Below are 20,265 nucleotides of genomic sequence, written 5' to 3'. Positions count from 1 at the left end.
AACCTCTTTACGTTAGCTAACGGTTAACCGTTTTGATTGATGACGGCTTCAACGACGCTGGAGGGCGCCTCGTCGTACTTCGAGAACTCCATAGAGTAGCTCGCACGGCCCTGGGTTTGTGAGCGCAGGTCGGTTGCGTAACCGAACATCTCACCCAGCGGCACCGTCGCACGAATGACTTTACCAGAAGAAGAGTCATCCATACCCTGCACCAGACCGCGACGACGGCTCAGGTCGCCCATGACGTCGCCCATAAATTCCTCGGGAGTCACGACTTCGACCTTCATCACCGGCTCCAGCAGCACGGCCTTGGCCTTCCTGGCACCTTCCTTCACTGCCATAGAAGAAGCAATCTTGAACGCAGTCTCGTTAGAGTCTACGTCGTGGAAGGAGCCGTCGAACAGCGTCACTTTAACGTCGATCATCGGGTAACCCGCGATGACACCGTTTTTAAGCTGCTCGTAAGCGCCTTTCTCAACCGCAGGGACGTATTCCTTGGGAACCGTACCACCTACGATCTCAGAGTTGAATTTGAAGAAAATCTCTTCTTCGCCTTCACCCTTCTCTTCAGCAGTCAGCGGCTCAATACGCAGCAAAACGTGACCGTACTGACCACGACCACCGGACTGACGTACAAACTTGCCTTCCTGCTCAATGCTGCCACGAATAGTTTCGCGGTATGCTACCTGCGGCTTACCGATATTGGCTTCCACCTTAAACTCGCGACGCATACGGTCAACGAGAATATCCAGGTGAAGCTCACCCATACCAGAAATAATCGTCTGGCCGGTCTCTTCGTCGGTTTTAACCTGGAAAGAAGGATCTTCCTGGGCCAATTTACCCAGTGCAATACCCATTTTTTCCTGGTCAGCCTTGGACTTCGGCTCAACGGCAACCGAGATAACCGGATCCGGGAACTCCATGCGCTCAAGAACGATCTTGTTATCAATATCACACAGGGTATCACCCGTGGTGACATCTTTCAGACCGATACATGCTGCAATATCGCCAGCGAGTACTTCTTTGATCTCTTCGCGCGAGTTGGCGTGCATCTGTACGATACGACCAACGCGCTCTTTCTTCTGCTTAACGGAGTTATATACACCGTCACCAGACTTCAGAACGCCCGAGTAAACGCGGATAAAGGTCAGCGTACCAACGAAGGGGTCGGTAGCGATCTTGAATGCCAACGCTGCAAACGGCGCACTGTCATCGGCTTCACGCTTAGCGATGGTGCCATCTTTATCGTCCAGCTCACCTTCGATCGCCTTAACTTCAGTTGGCGAAGGCATGTACTCGATAACACCGTCCAGCACTGCCTGAACACCTTTATTCTTAAAGGCAGAACCGCAGGTAACCAGAACAATCTCATTGGCCAGAGTACGCGTACGAAGACCTGCCTTGATCTCTTCGATCGACAGCTCGACGCCTTCCAGGTACTTGTCCATTAGCTCGTCAGAGCCTTCGGCAGCCGCTTCAACCATCTGCTCGCGATATTTCTCGGCAGTCTCTTGCAGCTCAGCCGGAATATCCACGAGTTCGAAATTCATACCCAGGCTAGCCTCATCCCACAGGATAGCCTTCATCTGAATCAGGTCGATAACGCCCTTAAAGTCTTCTTCCGTACCCCAGTTAATCTGGATCGGCACGGCATTCGCACCCAAGCGCTCTTTCAACTGGTCAACAACCATGAAGAAATCAGCGCCAGTACGGTCCATCTTGTTAACAAAGACCATACGCGGTACTTCGTACTTATCGGCCTGACGCCATACTGTTTCGGTCTGCGGCTGAACGCCGGAAGACCCACACAGTACGACAACCGCACCATCTAGCACGCGCAATGAACGCTCAACTTCGATAGTGAAGTCAACGTGCCCAGGCGTATCGATGATGTTGATACGGTGCTCATCAAACTGCTTGGCCATACCTTGCCAGAAGGTGGTGACAGCGGCAGAGGTGATCGTAATACCACGCTCCTGCTCCTGCTCCATCCAGTCAGTCGTTGAGGCACCCTCGTGTGTTTCACCCAACTTGTGATTCAAGCCGGTATAGAACAGTACCCGCTCGGTCGTTGTGGTTTTACCCGCATCAACGTGCGCTACGATACCAATATTGCGATAACGATTAAGTGGTGTCTTGCGTGCCACGGTGAAACTCCCGTTAGTTGGCGATGCTCGTTAACTTAGCAGTGGCAAAAGTGAGCCTTACGCTACCGCCGCTATCACAGAATGATAACGGCGGGGTGTTGCAACAAAGCGACTCGACCTACCACTTCCAACGACGCCCTGCTGAAACAACGTGCATATATAAACGCGAACTTTATAAACACTGCGCTTACAAACGCCGTACTTAAAAACGTCACTCTTGAAAGGGACGCTCTTAGAAACGATAGTGCGAGAAAGCCTTGTTGGCTTCGGCCATACGATGCACGTCTTCGCGCTTCTTAACAGCAGAACCTTTACCTTCTGCGGCATCCAGCATTTCACCTGCCAGACGCTGAACCATCGTTTTTTCACCGCGGCGACGCGCCGCGTCTACCAACCAGCGCATAGCGAGCGCTTGGCGGCGAGACGGACGAACTTCAACCGGAACCTGATAGGTCGCACCACCCACGCGGCGCGACTTCACTTCGACCATCGGCTGGATGGTTTCCAGCGCTTTGTCGAAGATTTCCAGCGGCTCTTCACTACTACGCTCGGCAACCTTGTCCAACGCACCGTAAACAATGCGCTCAGCTATGGACTTCTTGCCGCTGACCATCAGGTGGTTCATGAACTTCGCCAGACGCTCACTTCCGAACTTAGGATCCGGCAGGATTTCGCGTTTAGCTACAACTCTTCTTCTAGGCATGATAAGCCCTCAATTAAGGATCCTTCAGGTAAACCCGGAACTCGCGCTTAGTATCGACTACCCTGCACTGCCCGACCTTACTCTTATCAGACCATCATATTCGTGTTGGACATTACGTTACATACGCTGCAAACACAGCGTGACGGCAAGCTGTCTTAAGACTTCGGACGCTTAGTACCGTACTTGGAACGGCCCTGCTTACGATTCTGTACGCCAGAGGTGTCAAGGGCGCCACGAACGGTGTGATAACGCACACCTGGCAAATCCTTTACACGACCGCCGCGAATCAGAACAACAGAGTGCTCCTGCAGGTTGTGACCTTCACCACCAATGTAAGAAGAAACTTCGAAACCGTTGGTCAGGCGCACACGGCAAACCTTACGCAGGGCCGAGTTCGGCTTCTTGGGAGTAGTGGTGTATACGCGCGTACATACGCCGCGCTTTTGCGGACAAGCCTGAAGCGCGGGCACGTCACTTTTAGTAACGGGGCGCTTGCGCGGCTTACGCACTAGCTGATTAATCGTTGCCATGGTGTTTAGCTGACTCCAATGGTTGCCTAGCCTTTAACAAATACGGGCAGCGGATGCGGGCGCACCCACCCCACTGTTAAAGGCTGCGCATTCTAAAGGCTGACCCTAGTCGACGTCAAGTCTTGCCGGCGGTTTTACCGGCAAGATAGCGCTTCCAGGGTCAGATGCTCATTTTTTACTACTCATTTTTAGAGCTCGTCGTCAGAATCAAGTGCTGTCAACTGTGCTCCAAGCTCCTGCTCTACCTCAGTCGCTGAGGGATTGAACAGGCGCTCAACGTCTTCGCGTTTGCGGCGACGTTCAGCGTGGTGAGTCAGACCGGTACCTGCCGGAATCAGACGCCCAACTACCACGTTTTCTTTCAGGCCGCGCAGATAATCGCGCTTGCCGGTAACAGCCGCTTCGGTCAGTACGCGGGTTGTCTCCTGGAAGGAGGCCGCAGAGATGAACGATTCGGTCGCCAGGCTGGCCTTGGTGATACCCAGCAACAAGCGCTGATACTTCGCCGGGAATTTACCTTCTTTTTCGAGACGAGCGTTCTGCTCCAGCACGCGCACAAGCTCAGCCTGGTCGCCGGTGATGAAGTCAGAATCGCCTGAATCGGCAATTTCGACCTTACGTAGCATCTGACGCACAATAACTTCGATGTGCTTGTCGTTGATGCCTACGCCCTGCAGACGGTAAACATCTTGCACTTCGGCCGTAATGTACTTGGCAAGCTCCGCTACGCCGAGCAAACGCAGAATATCGTGCGGATTGCTCGGGCCATCGGAGATGACCTCACCCTTCTCAACACTTTCGCCTTCAAAAACGGCGATTTGACGCCATTTCGGGATCAGCGCTTCAAACGGATCGCCAGACCCTGGCGTAATCGTCAAACGACGCTTGCCTTTGGTCTCTTTACCGAAGCTCACCACACCGCTGATTTCGGCAAGGATCGCCGGTTCTTTCGGCTTACGTGCTTCGAATAGGTCAGCAACGCGTGGCAGACCACCGGTGATATCCTTGTTACCTGATGCTTCAACCGGAATACGGGCAACCACCTCACCCACACCGATGGTGGAACCATCATCAACGGAGATAATGGAATTGCCTGGCAGCAGATATTGCACTGGCGTGTTCGAGCCGGAAACCGACACGTACTCACCGGCCGCATCTTGCAGCATGACCATCGGACGCTTGTCGCGACCAGCCATCGGGCGAGCGGCGGACTCAATGACTTCGATAGAGGAGAGACCGGTCATCTCGTCGACTGAGCGGTGCATGGTGACACCTTCGTCGAGATCGATGAACTGCGCCTTACCCTCTACTTCAGCAATGATCGGATGGGTGTGCGGATCCCACTTGGCAACCATCGCACCGGCATCAACCACGTCGCCGTCGCGTACGGAAAGTTCAGCACCGTAGGGCAGCTTGTAGTACTCACGCTCACGACCGTGATCGTCAGCCACCGCCAGGGCGCTAGAACGCGATACCACGACCAATTTGCCGTCGGCACGCTCTACGTGCTTAATGTTGTGCAGACGAACCTTACCGCCGTGCTTGACCTGTACGCTATCGACGGCCGATGAACGCGATGCCGCGCCACCGATGTGGAACGTACGCATGGTCAGCTGGGTACCCGGCTCACCGATTGACTGAGCGGCGATAACACCGACAGATTCACCGATGTTGACCTGGTGACCGCGGGCAAGATCACGTCCGTAACAGGACGAACATACGCCGTGCGGTGTGTCACAGGTAATGGTTGAGCGTACGATAATCTCATCCACACCCATGGTGTCGAGCTCAGCACACCACTTCTCGTCTAGCAGCGTGTTACGTGGGATCAGAACTTCTTCAGTACCTGGATCAACCACATCCAACGCAACCACACGACCCAATACGCGCTGTGATAGCGGTACGATGATGTCGCCACCCTCGATAATCGGGTGCAGGGTCAGACCGTTTTCAGTACCACAGTCAACCTCGGTGATCACTAGATCCTGGGCCACGTCCACCAGACGACGCGTCAAGTAACCGGAGTTAGCCGTTTTCAGAGCCGTATCCGCCAGACCTTTACGTGCACCGTGGGTCGAGATGAAGTACTGAAGTACGTTCAGGCCTTCACGGAAGTTGGCCACGATCGGCGTCTCGATGATCGAGCCATCCGGCTTGGCCATCAGGCCACGCATACCCGCCAACTGGCGGATCTGAGCGGCACTACCCCGTGCACCGGAGTCGGCCATGATGAAGACGCTGTTGAACGATTCCTGCTCAACTTCGTTGCCATCGCGGTCAATAACGGTCTCTTTGGAAATACCGGTCATCATCGCCTTGGCGACTTTATCGTTGGCCTTGGACCAGATATCGATAACCTTGTTGTACTTCTCGCCCGCAGTTACCAGGCCAGAAGAGAACTGGTCTTCGATCTCTTTGACTTCAGCTTCGGCCGCGTCGACGATCTCGGTTTTGGCATCCGGGATGACGAAGTCGTTAACGCCGATAGAGGCGCCGGACCAGGTCGCCAGACGGAAACCGGTGTACATCAGTTGGTCAGCGAAGATGACCGTCGGCTTGAGGCCGGAGCGGCGATATACTTCGTTGATCAGGCCAGAAATCGCCTTCTTCTTCATCGGCTGGTCGATCAGCGCAAACGGCACGCCTTCAGGCAGAATGCGGAACAACAGCGCACGGCCAACCGTGGTTTCGTATAGACGACGATGGAATGACTTCTCGCCGGTCTCTTCTTCGATGTCGACCTCGTCCAGACGCACCTTGACACGGGCGTGCAGCGATACCGACTGAGTACCGAAGGCGCGCTCAACCTCGTTGAGGTCAGAGAACACCATGCCTTCGCCCTTGGCGTTGATCTTCTCACGGGTCATGTAGTAAAGACCCAGAACAACGTCCTGCGACGGCACGATGATCGGCTCGCCGTTGGCGGGCGACAGCACGTTGTTGGTCGCCATCATCAGCGCACGGGCTTCGAGCTGGGCTTCCAGGGTCAGCGGCACGTGTACCGCCATCTGGTCACCGTCGAAGTCGGCGTTGTAGGCCGCACACACCAGCGGGTGCAACTGGATCGCTTTACCTTCAATCAGCAGCGGTTCAAACGCCTGGATACCCAGACGGTGAAGCGTCGGTGCACGGTTAAGCAGTACCGGGTGTTCGCGGATAACATCGGCAAGGATGTCCCACACTTCCGGCAGCTCGCGTTCAACCATTTTCTTCGCGGCTTTAATCGTTGAGGCGAAGCCTAGCGACTGAAGCTTGGAGTAGATAAACGGCTTGAACAGCTCCAGTGCCATTTTCTTCGGCAGACCACACTGATGCAGGCGCAGAGTAGGACCCACGGTAATCACCGAACGGCCCGAGTAATCGACGCGCTTACCCAACAAGTTCTGACGGAAACGACCCTGCTTACCTTTGATCATGTCGGCGAGCGACTTCAGCGGGCGCTTGTTGGAGCCCGTGATCGCGCGGCCACGACGACCGTTGTCAAGCAAAGCATCGACCGCTTCCTGAAGCATACGCTTCTCGTTGCGCACGATGATATCCGGCGCATTAAGGTCGAGCAGACGCTTCAAGCGGTTGTTACGGTTGATCACACGACGGTAAAGGTCGTTGAGATCGGAGGTCGCGAAGCGGCCGCCGTCCAGCGGTACCAGCGGACGTAAATCCGGTGGCAGGACAGGCAGCACTTCCATGACCATCCACGCCGGCGCATTGCCGGAGTGGTAAAACGCTTCCAGCAGCTTCAAACGCTTGGAAAGCTTCTTGATCTTGGTTTCAGAGTTAGTCTGCGGAATCTCTTCACGCAGGGTGTTTATCTCTTCTTCAAGATCAATATCTTTGAGGAGTTCTTGCACCGCTTCGGCACCCATGCGGGCATCGAAGTCATCGCCGAACTCTTCAAGGGCTTCAAAGTACTGCTCATCGTTCATCAGCTGACCACGCTCAAGCGTGGTCATGCCTGGATCGATAACAACGAAGGACTCAAAGTACAGCACGCGCTCGATATCACGCAGGGTCATATCGAGGAACATGCCGATACGCGACGGCAATGATTTCAAAAACCAGATGTGAGCAACCGGCGAGGCCAGCTCAATGTGCCCCATACGCTCACGGCGCACGGCTGCCTTGGTGACTTCAACGCCACACTTTTCACAAATGATGCCGCGGTGCTTCATGCGCTTGTACTTACCGCACAAGCACTCGTAATCCTTTACCGGGCCAAAAATCTTGGCGCAGAACAGACCGTCCCGCTCCGGCTTAAAGGTACGGTAGTTAATGGTCTCAGGCTTCTTCACCTCGCCAAACGACCAGGAGCGAATCATGTCCGGCGACGCCAGAGTAATCTTGATCGCGTCAAACTCTTCGGACTGAGACTGCGATTTGAGTACTTTCACCAAATCTTTCATAGCACGGCTCCTAGCTCTCTAACTCAATATCGATGCCCAGCGAGCGGATTTCCTTCACGAGTACATTGAAGGATTCCGGCATGCCTGCCTGCATGGTGTGGTCGCCATCCACGATGTTTTTGTACATCTTGGTGCGGCCTTCGACGTCGTCCGATTTGACGGTGAGCATCTCTTGCAGGGTGTAGGCCGCGCCATAGGCTTCCAGCGCCCACACTTCCATCTCACCAAAGCGCTGACCACCGAACTGTGCTTTACCACCCAAGGGCTGCTGGGTAACCAGCGAGTAAGAGCCGGTAGAACGAGCGTGCATCTTGTCGTCTACCAAGTGGTTCAGCTTCAGCATGTACATGTAGCCGACGGTGACCGGGCGATCAAACGCATCACCGGTACGGCCATCGTGCAGCACCATCTGGCCAGACTCAGGAATGTCAGCAAGCTTCAGCAAGTGTTTGATTTCGTGCTCTTCGGCACCATCAAATACCGGCGTGGCCATGGGGACACCGCCTTTCAGGTTTTTCGCCAGCGCGATAACTTCGTCATCACTGAGCGAATCCAGATCTTCAAGGCGCGCACCCGGCGTGTTGTATACCTGGCCAAGGAAGTCACGGATCTCGGCAACCTGCTGGCCGCGCGCATCACGTAGCATAGCGTCGATTTTGACACCCAAACCACGCGCTGCCATTCCCAGGTGAGTTTCAAGAATCTGACCCACGTTCATACGCGACGGTACACCCAAGGGGTTAAGTACCACATCGACCGGCTCGCCCTTCTCATCGAACGGCATGTCTTCGATCGGCATAATCGCGGAGATAACACCCTTGTTACCGTGACGACCTGCCATCTTGTCGCCTGGCTGGATACGGCGCTTGACCGCCATGTAAACCTTGACGATTTTGAGCACGCCAGGCGCCAGGTCATCGCCCTGAGTCAGCTTGCGTTTCTTGTCTTCAAAACGCTCGTCCATCTCTTTACGACGGTTTTCCAACTGCTCGTCGGCCTGTGCCAGAAGCTCGTTGTAAGCCTCATCCTGCATGCGCAGCTTGAACCACTGCTGACGCGGCAGCTCGTCGAGGTAAGCCTCGTCCAGCACGTCGCCTTTCTTGAGGTTCGGACCGCCGTTAACGGCTTGGCCATCCAGCGTACGCTGCAGACGCTCAAACGTTGCGTCTTCAGCAATACGGTAGGTTTCCTGCAGGTCCTTACGCACTTCATCCAGCTGCATTTGCTCGATGGAGAGCGCACGTGAATCTTTTTCAACGCCGTCGCGAGTGAACACCTGAACGTCGATAACCGTACCTTTCATGCCCGTAGGAGCACGCAGGGAGGTATCTTTTACGTCAGACGCTTTCTCACCGAAGATCGCACGCAGCAGCTTCTCTTCTGGCGTCAGCTGGGTTTCACCCTTCGGCGTTACCTTACCGACCAGAATGTCGCCCGGGCCAACTTCAGCACCGATGTACACGACGCCCGCCTCGTCCAATTTACCCAGCGCGGACTCACCGACGTTGGGAATATCAGAGGTGATCTCTTCCGGCCCCAGCTTGGTGTCGCGAGACACACAGGTCAGTTCCTGAATGTGGATCGTGGTGAAACGGTCTTCTTGAACGACCCGCTCAGAGAGCAGAATGGAGTCCTCGAAGTTGTAGCCGTTCCAGGGCATGAACGCGATGCGCATATTCTGACCCAGTGCCAGGTCACCCATGTCAACAGACGGGCCGTCGGCGAGAATATCGCCACGTGCAACGCTGTCGCCAGGACGCACAATGGGGCGCTGGTTCATACAGGTGTTCTGGTTCGAGCGGGTGTACTTGGTCAGATTGTAGATATCAACGCCGGCTTCACCACCGATGATCTCATCTTCGCTAACCCGTACTACCACACGACGCGCATCTACCGAGTCGATAACGCCGCCACGACGCGCCACGGCACATACGCCGGAGTCACGCGCAACGAAACGCTCCATGCCGGTACCTACCAGCGGCTTGTCAGCACGCAGAGTAGGAACGGCCTGACGCTGCATGTTCGCACCCATCAAGGCGCGGTTAGCATCATCGTGCTCCAGGAACGGAATCAGGGCAGCCGCCACCGACACGACCTGGCGAGGAGAAACGTCCATCAGCGTCACTTGCTCAGGACGCATAAAGGTGGTTTCACCACGGTGACGCACCTGAACCAGGTCGTCAGAAAGCTTATTGGACTCATCTACCGCTGCAGAAGCCTGAGCGATGATGTAGTCGCCCTCTTCAATAGCAGAGAGGTGCACAATATCGTCAGTTACCTGACCCGCATTCACCTTACGGTACGGCGTTTCGAGGAAGCCGTAGCTGTTGGTGTGGCTGTAGGTGGCCAGCGAGTTGATCAGACCGATGTTCGGTCCTTCAGGTGTTTCGATCGGGCATAAACGGCCGTAGTGCGTGGCGTGTACGTCACGTACTTCAAAGCCAGCGCGCTCACGGGTCAAACCACCCGGGCCGAGTGCAGACACACGACGCTTGTGGGTAACTTCCGAAAGTGGGTTGTTCTGGTCCATGAACTGGGACAGCTGGCTTGAACCGAAGAACTCTTTCACCGCCGCTGCAACTGGCTTGGCGTTGATCAAGTCCTGGGGCATCAGGCCTTCGCTTTCCGCCATGGAAAGACGCTCTTTTACCGCACGCTCAACGCGTACCAGGCCGACACGGAACTGGTTCTCGGCCATTTCGCCCACACAGCGAATACGACGGTTACCCAGGTGATCGATATCATCAACGTCACCAAAGCCGTTACGGATATTGATCAGCTCGCGCAGCACATCGAGGATGTCCTTGCGATCCAGTACGCCGGAACCCGTGTCGGATTCACGACGCAGGCGACGGTTGAACTTCATGCGGCCAACGCCCGACAGGTCGTAGCGGTCCTCAGAGAAGAACAGGTTGTTAAACAACGTCTCGGCAGACTCTTTTGTGGGCGGCTCGCCGGGACGCATCATGCGATAAATTTCAACGAGCGCTTCAAGTGCTGAGCCAGTCGTATCCAACTTTAAGGTGTCGGAAATGAACGAGCCGCAGTCGAGGTCATTGGTGTAAAGCGTTTCAATGCGCTTGATGCTGCCTTGCGCCATGCGCTCAAGCACTTCAGGCGTAATTTCGGTGTTGCACGGGCAGATCAGCTCACCGGTTTTGGTGTCAATCTGATCCTTGGCCAGCGTTTTACCGAACAGGTATTCCATCGGCACTTCCAGACGCTCAAGGCCGGCTTTTTCAAGCTGACGAATGTGCTTCTGAGTAATCCGACGACCTTCTTCAACAATAATGTCGCCGTTGCCATCCTTGATATCAAAGGTGGCGGTCTCGCCGCGCAGACGCGAGGGCACCAGCTCCACGGAGAAGCCAGACTTCTCGATGTGGAAAACGCTGGTTTCGAAGAACTCACCGAGGATTTCTTCAGTACTCATGCCTAGCGCACGCATCAGCACCGAGGCCGGCAGTTTGCGGCGACGGTCAATACGTACAAACACGTTGTCTTTGGGGTCGAACTCGAAGTCCAACCAGGAACCACGGTAAGGAATTACGCGAGCAGAGTAGAGCAACTTACCAGAAGAGTGGCTCTTGCCCTTGTCGTGATCGAAGAACACACCGGGCGAGCGGTGGAGCTGGGAAACGATAACCCGCTCAGTACCATTGATAACAAAGGTACCGTTCTCAGTCATCAGGGGGATTTCCCCCATGTAGACTTCTTGCTCTTTAATATCCTTGATTGCCTTGTTCGAGGAATCGCGATCATAAATGATCAAGCGAACCTTGACGCGCAGCGGGGCGGAATAGGTCACGCCACGCAGCTGACACTCCTTAACATCGAACGCCGGCGTACCAAAGCGATAGCTAACGTACTCAAGTGCCGCGTTGCCCGAGAAACTCTCGATCGGGAAAACGGACTTGAACGCCGCATGCAGGCCAACTTCGTGACGCTCGTCAGGCGAACGATCTTGCTGGAGAAAGTCGTAATAGGAATCAAGCTGGATGGCCAGCAAGTAAGGCACATCCATCACTTGGGGCAGTTTGCCGAAATCCTTGCGGATGCGTTTTTTCTCAGTATATGAGTAAGCCATCTGTATTCCCCAGCTTGTTCACCATGGGTGACCGATGCGTGGTCATCGCTGCCCTGCGCGGGCGTGTCAGACGCAGACAGCAAGCTCCTAAACCGGTAGCTCGCCGTCGAAAATCTTGATCGATAACAGTATTACAACAACGGTATTACTGTGTTTCTGCTGCAACCTAAACGTTGCAACAGAAAAAGGCCGGCAGCGGGAAAACCCGCCGCCAGCCGTGGAAGCTTACGCAGCGCGTAAAGCCGTCAGCACAAGAATTACTTGAGCTCGACGCTTGCGCCCGCTTCTTCCAGCTTCGCTTTTGCTGCTTCTGCGTCGTCTTTGGACATGGCTTCTTTGATCGTTGCCGGAGCGCCGTCAACAGCGCCTTTAGCTTCTTTCAGGCCAAGACCAGTGATTTCGCGAACGGCTTTGATGACGTTAACTTTCTTGTCACCAGCAGCGGTCAGAACCAGGTCAAACTCGGTTTGCTCTTCTGCAGCAGCTTCGCCGCCAGCAGCCGGGCCAGCCATAACAGCTGCAGCAGCTGATACGCCGAATTTCTCTTCCATTGCTTCGATCAGCTCAACAACTTCCATTACGGACATGTCGGCTACAGCATTGATGATATCGTCTTTAGACAGTGCCATTTTTCATTCCTAACTTTGCGGGAGCCTCGGTCGGCCGAGGACTCAGGATTCATTGCTCGGTTCAGGCAACGTAATCGGCATAGCGTTCACGCCGCCTGCAAAAAGGTCTGCTTACGCAGCTTCTTCTTGCTTCTGATCGCGCAGAGCGGCCAGGGTACGAACCAGCTTGCCAGCGGAGGCTTCTTTCATTACCGACATCAACTTGGCAATTGCTTCGTTGTAAGTCGGTAGGGTTGCCAGACGGTCGATGTCAGCAGCCGGGATCAGTTCGCCTTCGTAGGCCAACGCCTTCACTTCGAAGTTCTGCTCAGTTTTAGCGAACTCTTTGAACAAACGAGCGGCAGCGCCCGGATGATCGGTAGAGAAAGCCAACAGAGTCGGACCAACAAAGCTCTCGTTCAGACACTCCCACTGAGTGCCCTCGAGGGCGCGGCGAGCCAGCGTGTTACGAACAACACGAAGCTCTACACCATTCTCACGTGCCTGCTTGCGCAGATCGGTCATTTTACCGACCGTTACACCGCGAGAATCGGCAACTACGACGGAGAGTGCGCCCTTGGCCGCTTCACTGACCTCGGCAACAATCGCTTTCTTGCCTTCAAGTGCTAGTGGCACAGTGATCACTCCTTCGTGCCGGAGCCTTTTTAAGGCGCCGGAGGTTACCATCTCTTCCAGGCCTACTCTAACCAGCACTGGAAGCCTTAGGGGATGGTGCTCACCAGAAAGCAATGTCGCTAAAAAGCTTCAACCAACTGGCGGCCACACCATCTGCGCAGGCGCTTTAGGCAATTAAGCCGCGTGAGATAAAAACATCCAGCGCGGCACCTGCGGTCTTTGACGGTGCTCCAGTAGGCTTACCTAACTAGAGGACCGCAAAGTTCTTGCTCGGTTCTTACTTAAACCTGTCGACGGTCTGCTTATACAAACGCAGAGTGGTCGATAGTCAGACCTGGGCCCATGGTAGTGGACAGGGTGACTTTCTTAAAGTAAATACCTTTAGAGGAACTCGGCTTGAGCCTCTTAAGGTCAGCAACCAGCGCTTCCAGGTTGCCTTGAACAGACGCAGCATCAAACGTCACTTTACCCAGCGTCGTGTGGATAATACCGTTTTTGTCAGTACGGAAACGTACCTGACCGGCTTTGGCGTTCTTAACTGCGGTTGCAACGTCAGGCGTTACGGTGCCGACTTTCGGGTTCGGCATCAGGCCGCGCGGACCAAGAATCTGGCCCAGCTGACCAACAACGCGCATAGCGTCCGGAGAAGCGATAACGACGTCAAAATCCATCACGCCTTTCTTCACTTGCTCAGCCAGCTCATCCATACCCACAATGTCAGCGCCTGCTTCTTTAGCAGCATCAGCGTTAGCACCTTGAGTGAAGACCGCTACGCGTACATCTTTACCAGTACCGTTAGGCATGACGGTTGCGCCACGAACGACCTGGTCAGATTTACGCGGATCAACACCCAGGTTGATCGCGACATCAACAGACTCATTGAACTTAACAGTAGACAGCTCAGAAAGCAGTGCAACCGCGTCTTCCAGAGAGTACGTCTTGTTGGCATCTACTTTCTCGCGAATGACCTTCGCGCGCTTAGACAGTTTAGCCATGATCAGAGACCCTCCACGTTAAGGCCCATGCTACGAGCGCTGCCTGCGATAGTACGTACGGCGGCATCGAGATCAGAAGCCGTCAGATCAGGCTCCTTGGTTTTGGCGATCTCTTCAATCTGCTCGCGCGTCACGGTACCGACCTTCTTCTTGTTCGGCTCACCAGAACCCGACTTGATACCAGCGGCTTTTTTCAGCAGCACGGCAGCAGGCGGTGTTTTGGTAACGAACGTGAAGCTACGGTCAGAGTAGACAGTGATCACGACAGGCGTCGGCAGACCCGGCTCAATCTCTTGAGTCGCTGCGTTAAACGCCTTACAAAATTCCATGATGTTCACACCGTGCTGACCCAGTGCTGGGCCTACGGGCGGACTTGGATTGGCTTTACCTGCAGCTACCTGCAGTTTGATATAAGCCTGGACTTTCTTGGCCATGGTAAACACTCCAATTGGGTAATAGCGCCTTGCGGCTCCCCGGGACTAGCGAGACAGCCAACGGCTGCCTCTTACGAATTTACGACGTTTTCTTAACCTGCATCCTACTCTTTCTCGACCTGAGAAAATTCAAGCTCGACAGGTGTTGCACGCCCAAAGATCAATACACTGACCTGCAAACGGCTCTTGTCGTAGTTGACTTCTTCAACCAAACCGTTGAAGTCGGCAAAAGGACCATCGATAACACGTACCGACTGGCCCGGCTCAAACATTGTCTTGGGCCGCGGCTTATCAGTTCCGTCTTTAACGCGACGCAAAATAGCGTCCGCTTCACGGGTCGTGATCGCAGCCGGTTTCTCTTTCGTTCCGCCGATGAAGCCCATAACGCGCGGAGTCTCATTAACGAGATGCCATGTCTCATCGACCATCTCCATCTCGACTAATACATAGCCGGGATAGAATTTACGCTCACTCTTGCGGCGTTTGCCGTCGCGCATTTCCACGACTTCTTCCGTCGGCACCAGAATTTCGCCAAAACGATCTTCCATACCGTACATTTTTACGCGCTCAATCAGTGAGCGCATAACATGCTTCTCAAAACCGGAATAGGCGTGGACGACGTACCAACGTTTGGACATGAAAACTCCTAACCAATGACGCCGGACATTGCCCAGCCAAGAAGAGTGTCAATCAACCACAGCATCAACCCCACCACGAGAACCGCCACCAGAACAATCGCAGTGGTTTGAATAGTCTCGGGACGGGTCGGCCATACAACGCGCTGAATCTCTTTCTTGGCGCTTACGGCAAGCTCTGTTAAGTCGCGACCTTTAGTAGTGGTAAGTGCGATAAAACCTGCAAGCGCACACAACACCACCACACCTAATACGCGGTAGAGCAAGCCAATATCGGCGAAATAGGTATTACCAACGACAGCAACGACAAGCAGCGCTGCAACCACAGCCCACTTAAGCCCGTCATGGCGCGCCTGCTGCACCTCGGTACCGTGCTTTACAGAACCAGGCTTCATAAAACGAGACTCCTTGGGATGCGGCTACAATAAAGGAATTCTGAAAAAACATGCCAACCTGGGGAAGGTTGGCAGGCCAGGAGGGACTCGAACCCCCAACCTGCGGTTTTGGAGACCGCTGCTCTGCCAATTGAGCCACTGGCCTATCATCGCTGCATAGGATAAGAAAAGCCTACACAACAGCGGGCGCCATGATAGCGGAGAAATAACCACCTGACAACCCCACTCTGCATCGAACACTCAAAATATACAGCGCCCTACGACAGAGACGAACTCAGAAACAAAAAAAGCGAGCTTCGCTCGCTTTTCTCGAAATATGGAGCTCATGGACGGAATTGAACCGTCGACCTCACCCTTACCAAGGGTGTGCTCTACCCCTGAGCTACATGAGCCAAATCACATCAACTGGAGCGGGCGGCGGGAATCGAACCCGCACCATCAGCTTGGAAGGCTGAGGTTCTACCGTTGAACTACGCCCGCGTAACTGCTGCATGGATTACAAGCCGCTGCACGCCGAACGATAGACAATGCCCTCTACCGGCTTTCATCCCACAACACCGACAAACGTCGCTGCTGCTTAAATCTGGTGGAGAGAGAAGGATTCGAACCTTCGAAGCTTTCGCGGCAGATTTACAGTCTGCTCCCTTTGGCCACTCGGGAATCTCTCCAGCGTTGGCGGCACATTATGCCAGCCTCCAAAACACTGTCAAGCTAGATATTTACTTAATTTATCGTAGCTTGCGATGCTAGCGCATCTGTTAGCTGCCTTGGAACGCGCTGCATTCTGTCAAAGCAGCATAGAGAATGCAAGCCCTGCGCGAATTTTTTCTAACGATACAGGCTCAGGCACCCGCGGCGCACCGGCCATTTTTCCTGCTCGTTCAGTGAAGGTAAGCGGAAAACTGGCCTCAAGCCCCCCATACACCATATCAGGCCATACCGCGTGAGGCACTTGTACGCCTCGAGAAACCACGCGTGCATCGCCGCCTGTCAACAGCACGGGTAGCGCAATGCCCTGCTGATCGCACACTTCGCTATAAATACGGTTAATCGCGCTAACAGCCGCCATATAAATCCCGTGATTAACCGCATCGACGGTGCGACGCCCAGGCTCCAGCAAAGCGTCCGCCTCGCTTTCAGGATCAATCGCGACATTGCGGGTACCCAGCTTTAAGCTCTCTTTCATTAGCCGTAACCCTGGGATAATAAAGCCCCCCAGGTGCATACCGCCAGGCAGCACAAAATCAATAGTGATGGCACTACCACAGTCGACCGCACAGCAGCCTCCGGCCAGTTGGTAGCCGGCAAGCGCTCCCATCCATCGGTCGACCCCCAACCGAGCGGGCTCCTCATAGCCGTTAACAACGCCCAACGCCTCAGGTGTTGAGTGCGCCACATAGACATGGCGCACCTTGTGGCGCAGCAGCGTCACCGTCTCCTCCAACACAGCGGCCCGAGCAACGCTTGAAATACGTACGGCCTCAACCACATCAAGGTCTGGAATATCCGCCCCTGGGCGCCACTCTTCGCGCGTCCAGACAGCACCGCGCGAGCGTATTTCACTACTTTCGGCATCCTTGAGCCGCCATTTCGACAAGGTATTACCGATATCTAAATCCAGAATCATAAGCGCCTGCGTACGCTGATCTCACCGCCTGCCAAGCGCCGCGAGTGACCGTTTTCAGTAACCCATAAGTTACCGCTGTTATCGACGTCGCCTGCGATCGCATCGCTGACGCGCTCCCCTTGAATGATACGTACCGGCGCGCCTACATACGCATGGCGCGCATTCCACTCATCGCGCCATGCGGCAAAACCGACGTGTTCAAAATCTGCCAGCATGCTCAGAAGCCCCGCCACAACATCTGACGCCAACTGATTTCGCGTATGCCCGGCATGCACATCAAACAGCGCGGCTACCGGCTGGTCAATGGCGGCGCGCTGAGACTCGGTTAACGACAGGTTCATACCCATGCCAATCACAACCTCGCAAGGCCCCGCCGCATCGCCCGTCACCTCAATCAATATGCCAGCCAGCTTGCCCAGCTCGTCGCCTGCATCCACCATCAGAATATCATTGGGCCATTTTAGCTTAGGCGCAGCGCCTAGTTGCTCAAGCACCTGAGACACAACCACGCCTACCGCAAGACTTAACCCTTCAAGCGAGGCTACCCCCGCGTCAAAGCGCCAGCCCAACGAGAGCATCAAACTTTGCCCCCACGGGGTTGTCCATACTCGCCCACGGCGACCACGACCGGCGGTTTGGAGTTCAACCAGGCACACTTCGCCATGCCCCGCACCCTGATTAAATCGCTGACGCAGATACTCATTGCTTGAAGGCAACTGGTCTTCGACAAATAATCGTGTCAACAAATGGCGTGCCTGAGCAGGCAGGTGCTCAACAATTCGAGCACCTTCCAATGGCTCAAGGCGGTGAGCTAATCGATAGCCCCTCCCTTTGACCGCCACCAATTCCACGCCCAAGGCTTCCAATTTTTTTAGCTGTTTCCATACAGCAGCCCGCGAAACGCCCAGCGTTTCGCCTAATTGTTCACCAGAGTGAACATTGCCATCGCTCAACAAACGCACCAGGTTACCGATGGTCATGTGCTTGCCCCAACTGGGAAAACGCCTATCTTAACGGATGCACGTAGGAGGCGAAAACTGCCGCGTTTGGGTTATTGACTTAACGCTTTATTTGAGACAAGGCTGGTAGTCGACCATACCGAGACCCTATAATGCCGCCCTATTTTCCCAGCAGGATCGCGTCGTGATCGAGAATCTTCGTAACATTGCCATCATCGCCCACGTTGACCACGGCAAAACTACCTTGGTAGACAAGCTGTTAAGTCAATCGGGCACACTAGACCGCAAGGCCGAAGCCCAAGAGCGGGTTATGGACTCCAATGACCAGGAGAAAGAGCGCGGCATTACGATCCTGGCCAAAAACACAGCCATTCAGTGGCAAGATGGCAATGGTACGGGCTACCACATCAACATCGTTGACACCCCTGGGCACGCTGACTTCGGTGGTGAAGTAGAGCGCGTTATGTCCATGGTGGATTCAGTGCTACTGCTGGTTGACGCAGTTGATGGCCCGATGCCGCAAACCCGCTTTGTGACTCAAAAAGCGTTCTCTCAAGGCCTCCAGCCGATCGTCGTGGTGAACAAGATTGACCGCCCTGGCGCACGCCCTGACTGGGTTATCGACCAGATTTTCGATCTGTTTGACAACTTGGGTGCCACCGACGAGCAGCTCGACTTCCCAATCATCTACTGCTCAGCACTCAACGGCATTGCCGGCATGGAGCCTGACGCACTTGCCGAGAACATGGACCCCATGTTCCAGGCGATTGTAGATATCGTTAAGCCGCCGCAAGTTGAAGTCGACGGTCCCTTCCAGATGCAGATTTCCGCACTGGATTACAACAGCTACGTGGGTGTTATCGGTCTTGGCCGCATCAAGCGCGGCAGTGTCAAGCCGGGCCAACAGATCACCGTCATCACCAAGGAAGGCGCTACCCGTAAAGGTAAAGTCGGCCAGGTCATGACGCACATGGGTCTGGAGCGTGTACAAACGACCGAAGCGACCGCAGGTGACATCGTTTGTATCACCGGTATCGAAGATCTGGCGATTTCCGATACGCTGTGCGACAACAGTGCCGTTGAAGCCCTGCCGCCGCTTTCCGTTGATGAGCCAACCGTGTCCATGACCTTCCAGGTCAATGACTCGCCGTTCGCCGGTAAAGAAGGCAAGTACGTCACCAGCCGTAATATCAAGGATCGTCTTGATCAAGAGCTGATTCACAACGTGGCACTGCGTGTTGAACAGGGCGACACCCCTGAAAAATTCAAGGTTTCCGGGCGCGGCGAGCTTCACTTGTCGGTACTGATCGAAACCATGCGTCGTGAAGGCTTTGAGCTGGCCGTTGGCCGTCCCGAAGTTATCATCAAAGAGATCGACGGCGAGAAGCAGGAGCCCTACGAAGAAGTCATCATTGACTGTGAAGAGCAGCATCAGGGCTCGATCATGGAAGAGCTTGGCTATCGTAAGGGTGAACTGACTAACATGAATCCGGATGGTAAAGGCCGTGTTCGCTTGGACTTCATCATTCCTGCACGTGGTTTGATCGGTTTCCGTGGTCAGTTCTTGACCCTGACATCCGGCACCGGCATCTTGACCAGCCGCTTTGACCACTACGGTCCGCTGAAGCCCGATGCGTCTATTGAGCGTCGTAACGGCGTTCTGGTCTCCATGGTAGGCGGTAAAGCGCTGGCCTATGCCCTTTACGCGCTGCAAGAGCGTGGCAAGCTGATCATCGATCACGCTACCGAAGTCTACGAAGGCATGCTGATCGGTATTAACAACCGTGCCAACGACATGGTAGTTAACCCGACCAAGGGTAAAAAGCTCGATAACATGCGCTCCACCGGTAACGATGAAAACATCGTACTGACGCCGCCGATCAAGTTCACGCTGGAACAGGCCATTGAATTCCTGGATTCCGATGAGCTGGTGGAAGTCACGCCGACGCACATCCGCCTGCGTAAGAAGCACCTGACAGAGAACGAGCGTAAGCGCGCTGGCAAGAAATAAGTCAGCTGAGCAAACGCTCAACAAGCTCTAAAGCAAGACCGAAAGCCCGCCACCGTGCGGGCTTCCTTGTATCTGGGGCGCTCTTTGCAAACGTT

14 protein-coding genes and 4 tRNA genes are annotated in these 20,265 nt (G+C 54.6%); 1 reads left to right on the top strand and 17 read right to left on the bottom strand.

The annotated features are described in order from the left end of the window. Positions 1 to 23: 23 nt before the first annotated feature. The 17 genes from fusA to ACT3R4_RS08085 form a co-directional block, all read right to left on the bottom strand. On the bottom strand, positions 24 to 2,147 hold the full coding sequence (gene fusA, locus ACT3R4_RS08165; protein WP_172117717.1) for an elongation factor G: 2,124 nt from the start codon (positions 2,145 to 2,147) through the stop codon (positions 24 to 26). A gap of 232 nt (positions 2,148 to 2,379) precedes the next feature. Then, positions 2,380 to 2,850 (bottom strand): 30S ribosomal protein S7, encoded by a 471-nt coding sequence (rpsG, locus tag ACT3R4_RS08160; RefSeq protein ID WP_018917738.1) that lies wholly within the window; start codon positions 2,848 to 2,850, stop codon positions 2,380 to 2,382. A 155-nt stretch (positions 2,851 to 3,005) separates the two neighbouring features. After that, on the bottom strand, positions 3,006 to 3,380 hold the full coding sequence (gene rpsL / locus ACT3R4_RS08155) for a 30S ribosomal protein S12 (protein ID WP_009098973.1): 375 nt from the start codon (positions 3,378 to 3,380) through the stop codon (positions 3,006 to 3,008). A gap of 188 nt (positions 3,381 to 3,568) precedes the next feature. After that, positions 3,569 to 7,783 (bottom strand): DNA-directed RNA polymerase subunit beta', encoded by a 4,215-nt coding sequence (rpoC, locus tag ACT3R4_RS08150; RefSeq protein ID WP_193053649.1) that lies wholly within the window; start codon positions 7,781 to 7,783, stop codon positions 3,569 to 3,571. A 10-nt stretch (positions 7,784 to 7,793) separates the two neighbouring features. Beyond that, entirely contained in the window at positions 7,794 to 11,870 is a 4,077-nt protein-coding gene (rpoB, locus tag ACT3R4_RS08145; RefSeq protein ID WP_172117719.1) for a DNA-directed RNA polymerase subunit beta, read from the bottom strand. A 257-nt stretch (positions 11,871 to 12,127) separates the two neighbouring features. Continuing rightward, positions 12,128 to 12,499 carry a 50S ribosomal protein L7/L12 gene (rplL, locus tag ACT3R4_RS08140; protein ID WP_087108966.1) on the bottom strand — a complete coding sequence of 124 codons (372 nt, stop codon included), beginning with the start codon at positions 12,497 to 12,499 and terminating at the stop codon, positions 12,128 to 12,130. A gap of 111 nt (positions 12,500 to 12,610) precedes the next feature. Then, on the bottom strand, positions 12,611 to 13,114 hold the full coding sequence (gene rplJ / locus ACT3R4_RS08135; protein WP_018917742.1) for a 50S ribosomal protein L10: 504 nt from the start codon (positions 13,112 to 13,114) through the stop codon (positions 12,611 to 12,613). Between the two features lie 302 nt (positions 13,115 to 13,416). Beyond that, on the bottom strand, positions 13,417 to 14,109 hold the full coding sequence (rplA, locus tag ACT3R4_RS08130; protein WP_193053650.1) for a 50S ribosomal protein L1: 693 nt from the start codon (positions 14,107 to 14,109) through the stop codon (positions 13,417 to 13,419). Between the two features lie 2 nt (positions 14,110 to 14,111). Then, complete coding sequence (rplK, locus tag ACT3R4_RS08125; RefSeq protein ID WP_172117721.1) at positions 14,112 to 14,543, bottom strand: 50S ribosomal protein L11; 432 nt, start codon at positions 14,541 to 14,543, stop codon at positions 14,112 to 14,114. 104 nt (positions 14,544 to 14,647) lie between these two features. Then, a complete protein-coding gene (nusG, locus tag ACT3R4_RS08120) occupies positions 14,648 to 15,181 on the bottom strand; it encodes a transcription termination/antitermination protein NusG (RefSeq protein ID WP_193053651.1) in 534 nt (177 codons plus the stop codon). An 8-nt stretch (positions 15,182 to 15,189) separates the two neighbouring features. Further along, a complete protein-coding gene (secE, locus tag ACT3R4_RS08115; protein WP_193053652.1) occupies positions 15,190 to 15,573 on the bottom strand; it encodes a preprotein translocase subunit SecE in 384 nt (127 codons plus the stop codon). Between the two features lie 69 nt (positions 15,574 to 15,642). Continuing rightward, a tRNA-Trp gene (locus tag ACT3R4_RS08110) sits at positions 15,643 to 15,718 on the bottom strand. Positions 15,719 to 15,890: 172 nt separating this feature from the next. Next, positions 15,891 to 15,965, bottom strand: a tRNA-Thr gene (locus ACT3R4_RS08105). A 14-nt stretch (positions 15,966 to 15,979) separates the two neighbouring features. Continuing rightward, positions 15,980 to 16,053 (bottom strand) — tRNA-Gly (locus ACT3R4_RS08100). 104 nt (positions 16,054 to 16,157) lie between these two features. After that, positions 16,158 to 16,241 (bottom strand) — tRNA-Tyr (locus ACT3R4_RS08095). 119 nt (positions 16,242 to 16,360) lie between these two features. After that, on the bottom strand, positions 16,361 to 17,200 hold the full coding sequence (locus ACT3R4_RS08090; protein ID WP_193053653.1) for a type III pantothenate kinase: 840 nt from the start codon (positions 17,198 to 17,200) through the stop codon (positions 16,361 to 16,363). After that, positions 17,197 to 18,180, bottom strand: coding sequence for a biotin--[acetyl-CoA-carboxylase] ligase (locus ACT3R4_RS08085; protein WP_172117725.1), 984 nt, complete (start codon positions 18,178 to 18,180; stop codon positions 17,197 to 17,199). Before ACT3R4_RS08085 ends, ACT3R4_RS08090 begins: the two co-directional genes overlap by 4 nt. A 163-nt stretch (positions 18,181 to 18,343) precedes the next feature. On the opposite strand from ACT3R4_RS08085, the gene typA reads away from it, so the two are divergent. After that, positions 18,344 to 20,170 (top strand): translational GTPase TypA, encoded by a 1,827-nt coding sequence (typA, locus tag ACT3R4_RS08080; RefSeq protein ID WP_193053654.1) that lies wholly within the window; start codon positions 18,344 to 18,346, stop codon positions 20,168 to 20,170. Positions 20,171 to 20,265 lie beyond the last annotated feature (95 nt).

The organism is Halomonas sp. AOP7-E1-9 (genome assembly GCF_052376035.1).
Taxonomy (GTDB): Bacteria; Pseudomonadota; Gammaproteobacteria; order Pseudomonadales; family Halomonadaceae; genus Vreelandella; species Vreelandella citrativorans.
This window is presented reverse-complemented; position numbering and strand designations above follow the sequence as displayed.

Coding starts and splice junctions, on each gene's coding strand:
- rplK (WP_172117721.1), bottom strand. CDS start 14,543: ATGGCCAAGAAAGTCCAGGCTTATATCAAACTGCAGGTAGCTGCAGGT.
- rplA (WP_193053650.1), bottom strand. CDS start 14,109: ATGGCTAAACTGTCTAAGCGCGCGAAGGTCATTCGCGAGAAAGTAGAT.
- ACT3R4_RS08090 (WP_193053653.1), bottom strand. CDS start 17,200: ATGATTCTGGATTTAGATATCGGTAATACCTTGTCGAAATGGCGGCTC.
- rpsL (WP_009098973.1), bottom strand. CDS start 3,380: ATGGCAACGATTAATCAGCTAGTGCGTAAGCCGCGCAAGCGCCCCGTT.
- ACT3R4_RS08085 (WP_172117725.1), bottom strand. CDS start 18,180: ATGACCATCGGTAACCTGGTGCGTTTGTTGAGCGATGGCAATGTTCAC.
- rplL (WP_087108966.1), bottom strand. CDS start 12,499: ATGGCACTGTCTAAAGACGATATCATCAATGCTGTAGCCGACATGTCC.
- rpoC (WP_193053649.1), bottom strand. CDS start 7,783: ATGAAAGATTTGGTGAAAGTACTCAAATCGCAGTCTCAGTCCGAAGAG.
- rpoB (WP_172117719.1), bottom strand. CDS start 11,870: ATGGCTTACTCATATACTGAGAAAAAACGCATCCGCAAGGATTTCGGC.
- nusG (WP_193053651.1), bottom strand. CDS start 15,181: ATGTCCAAACGTTGGTACGTCGTCCACGCCTATTCCGGTTTTGAGAAG.
- secE (WP_193053652.1), bottom strand. CDS start 15,573: ATGAAGCCTGGTTCTGTAAAGCACGGTACCGAGGTGCAGCAGGCGCGC.
- rpsG (WP_018917738.1), bottom strand. CDS start 2,850: ATGCCTAGAAGAAGAGTTGTAGCTAAACGCGAAATCCTGCCGGATCCT.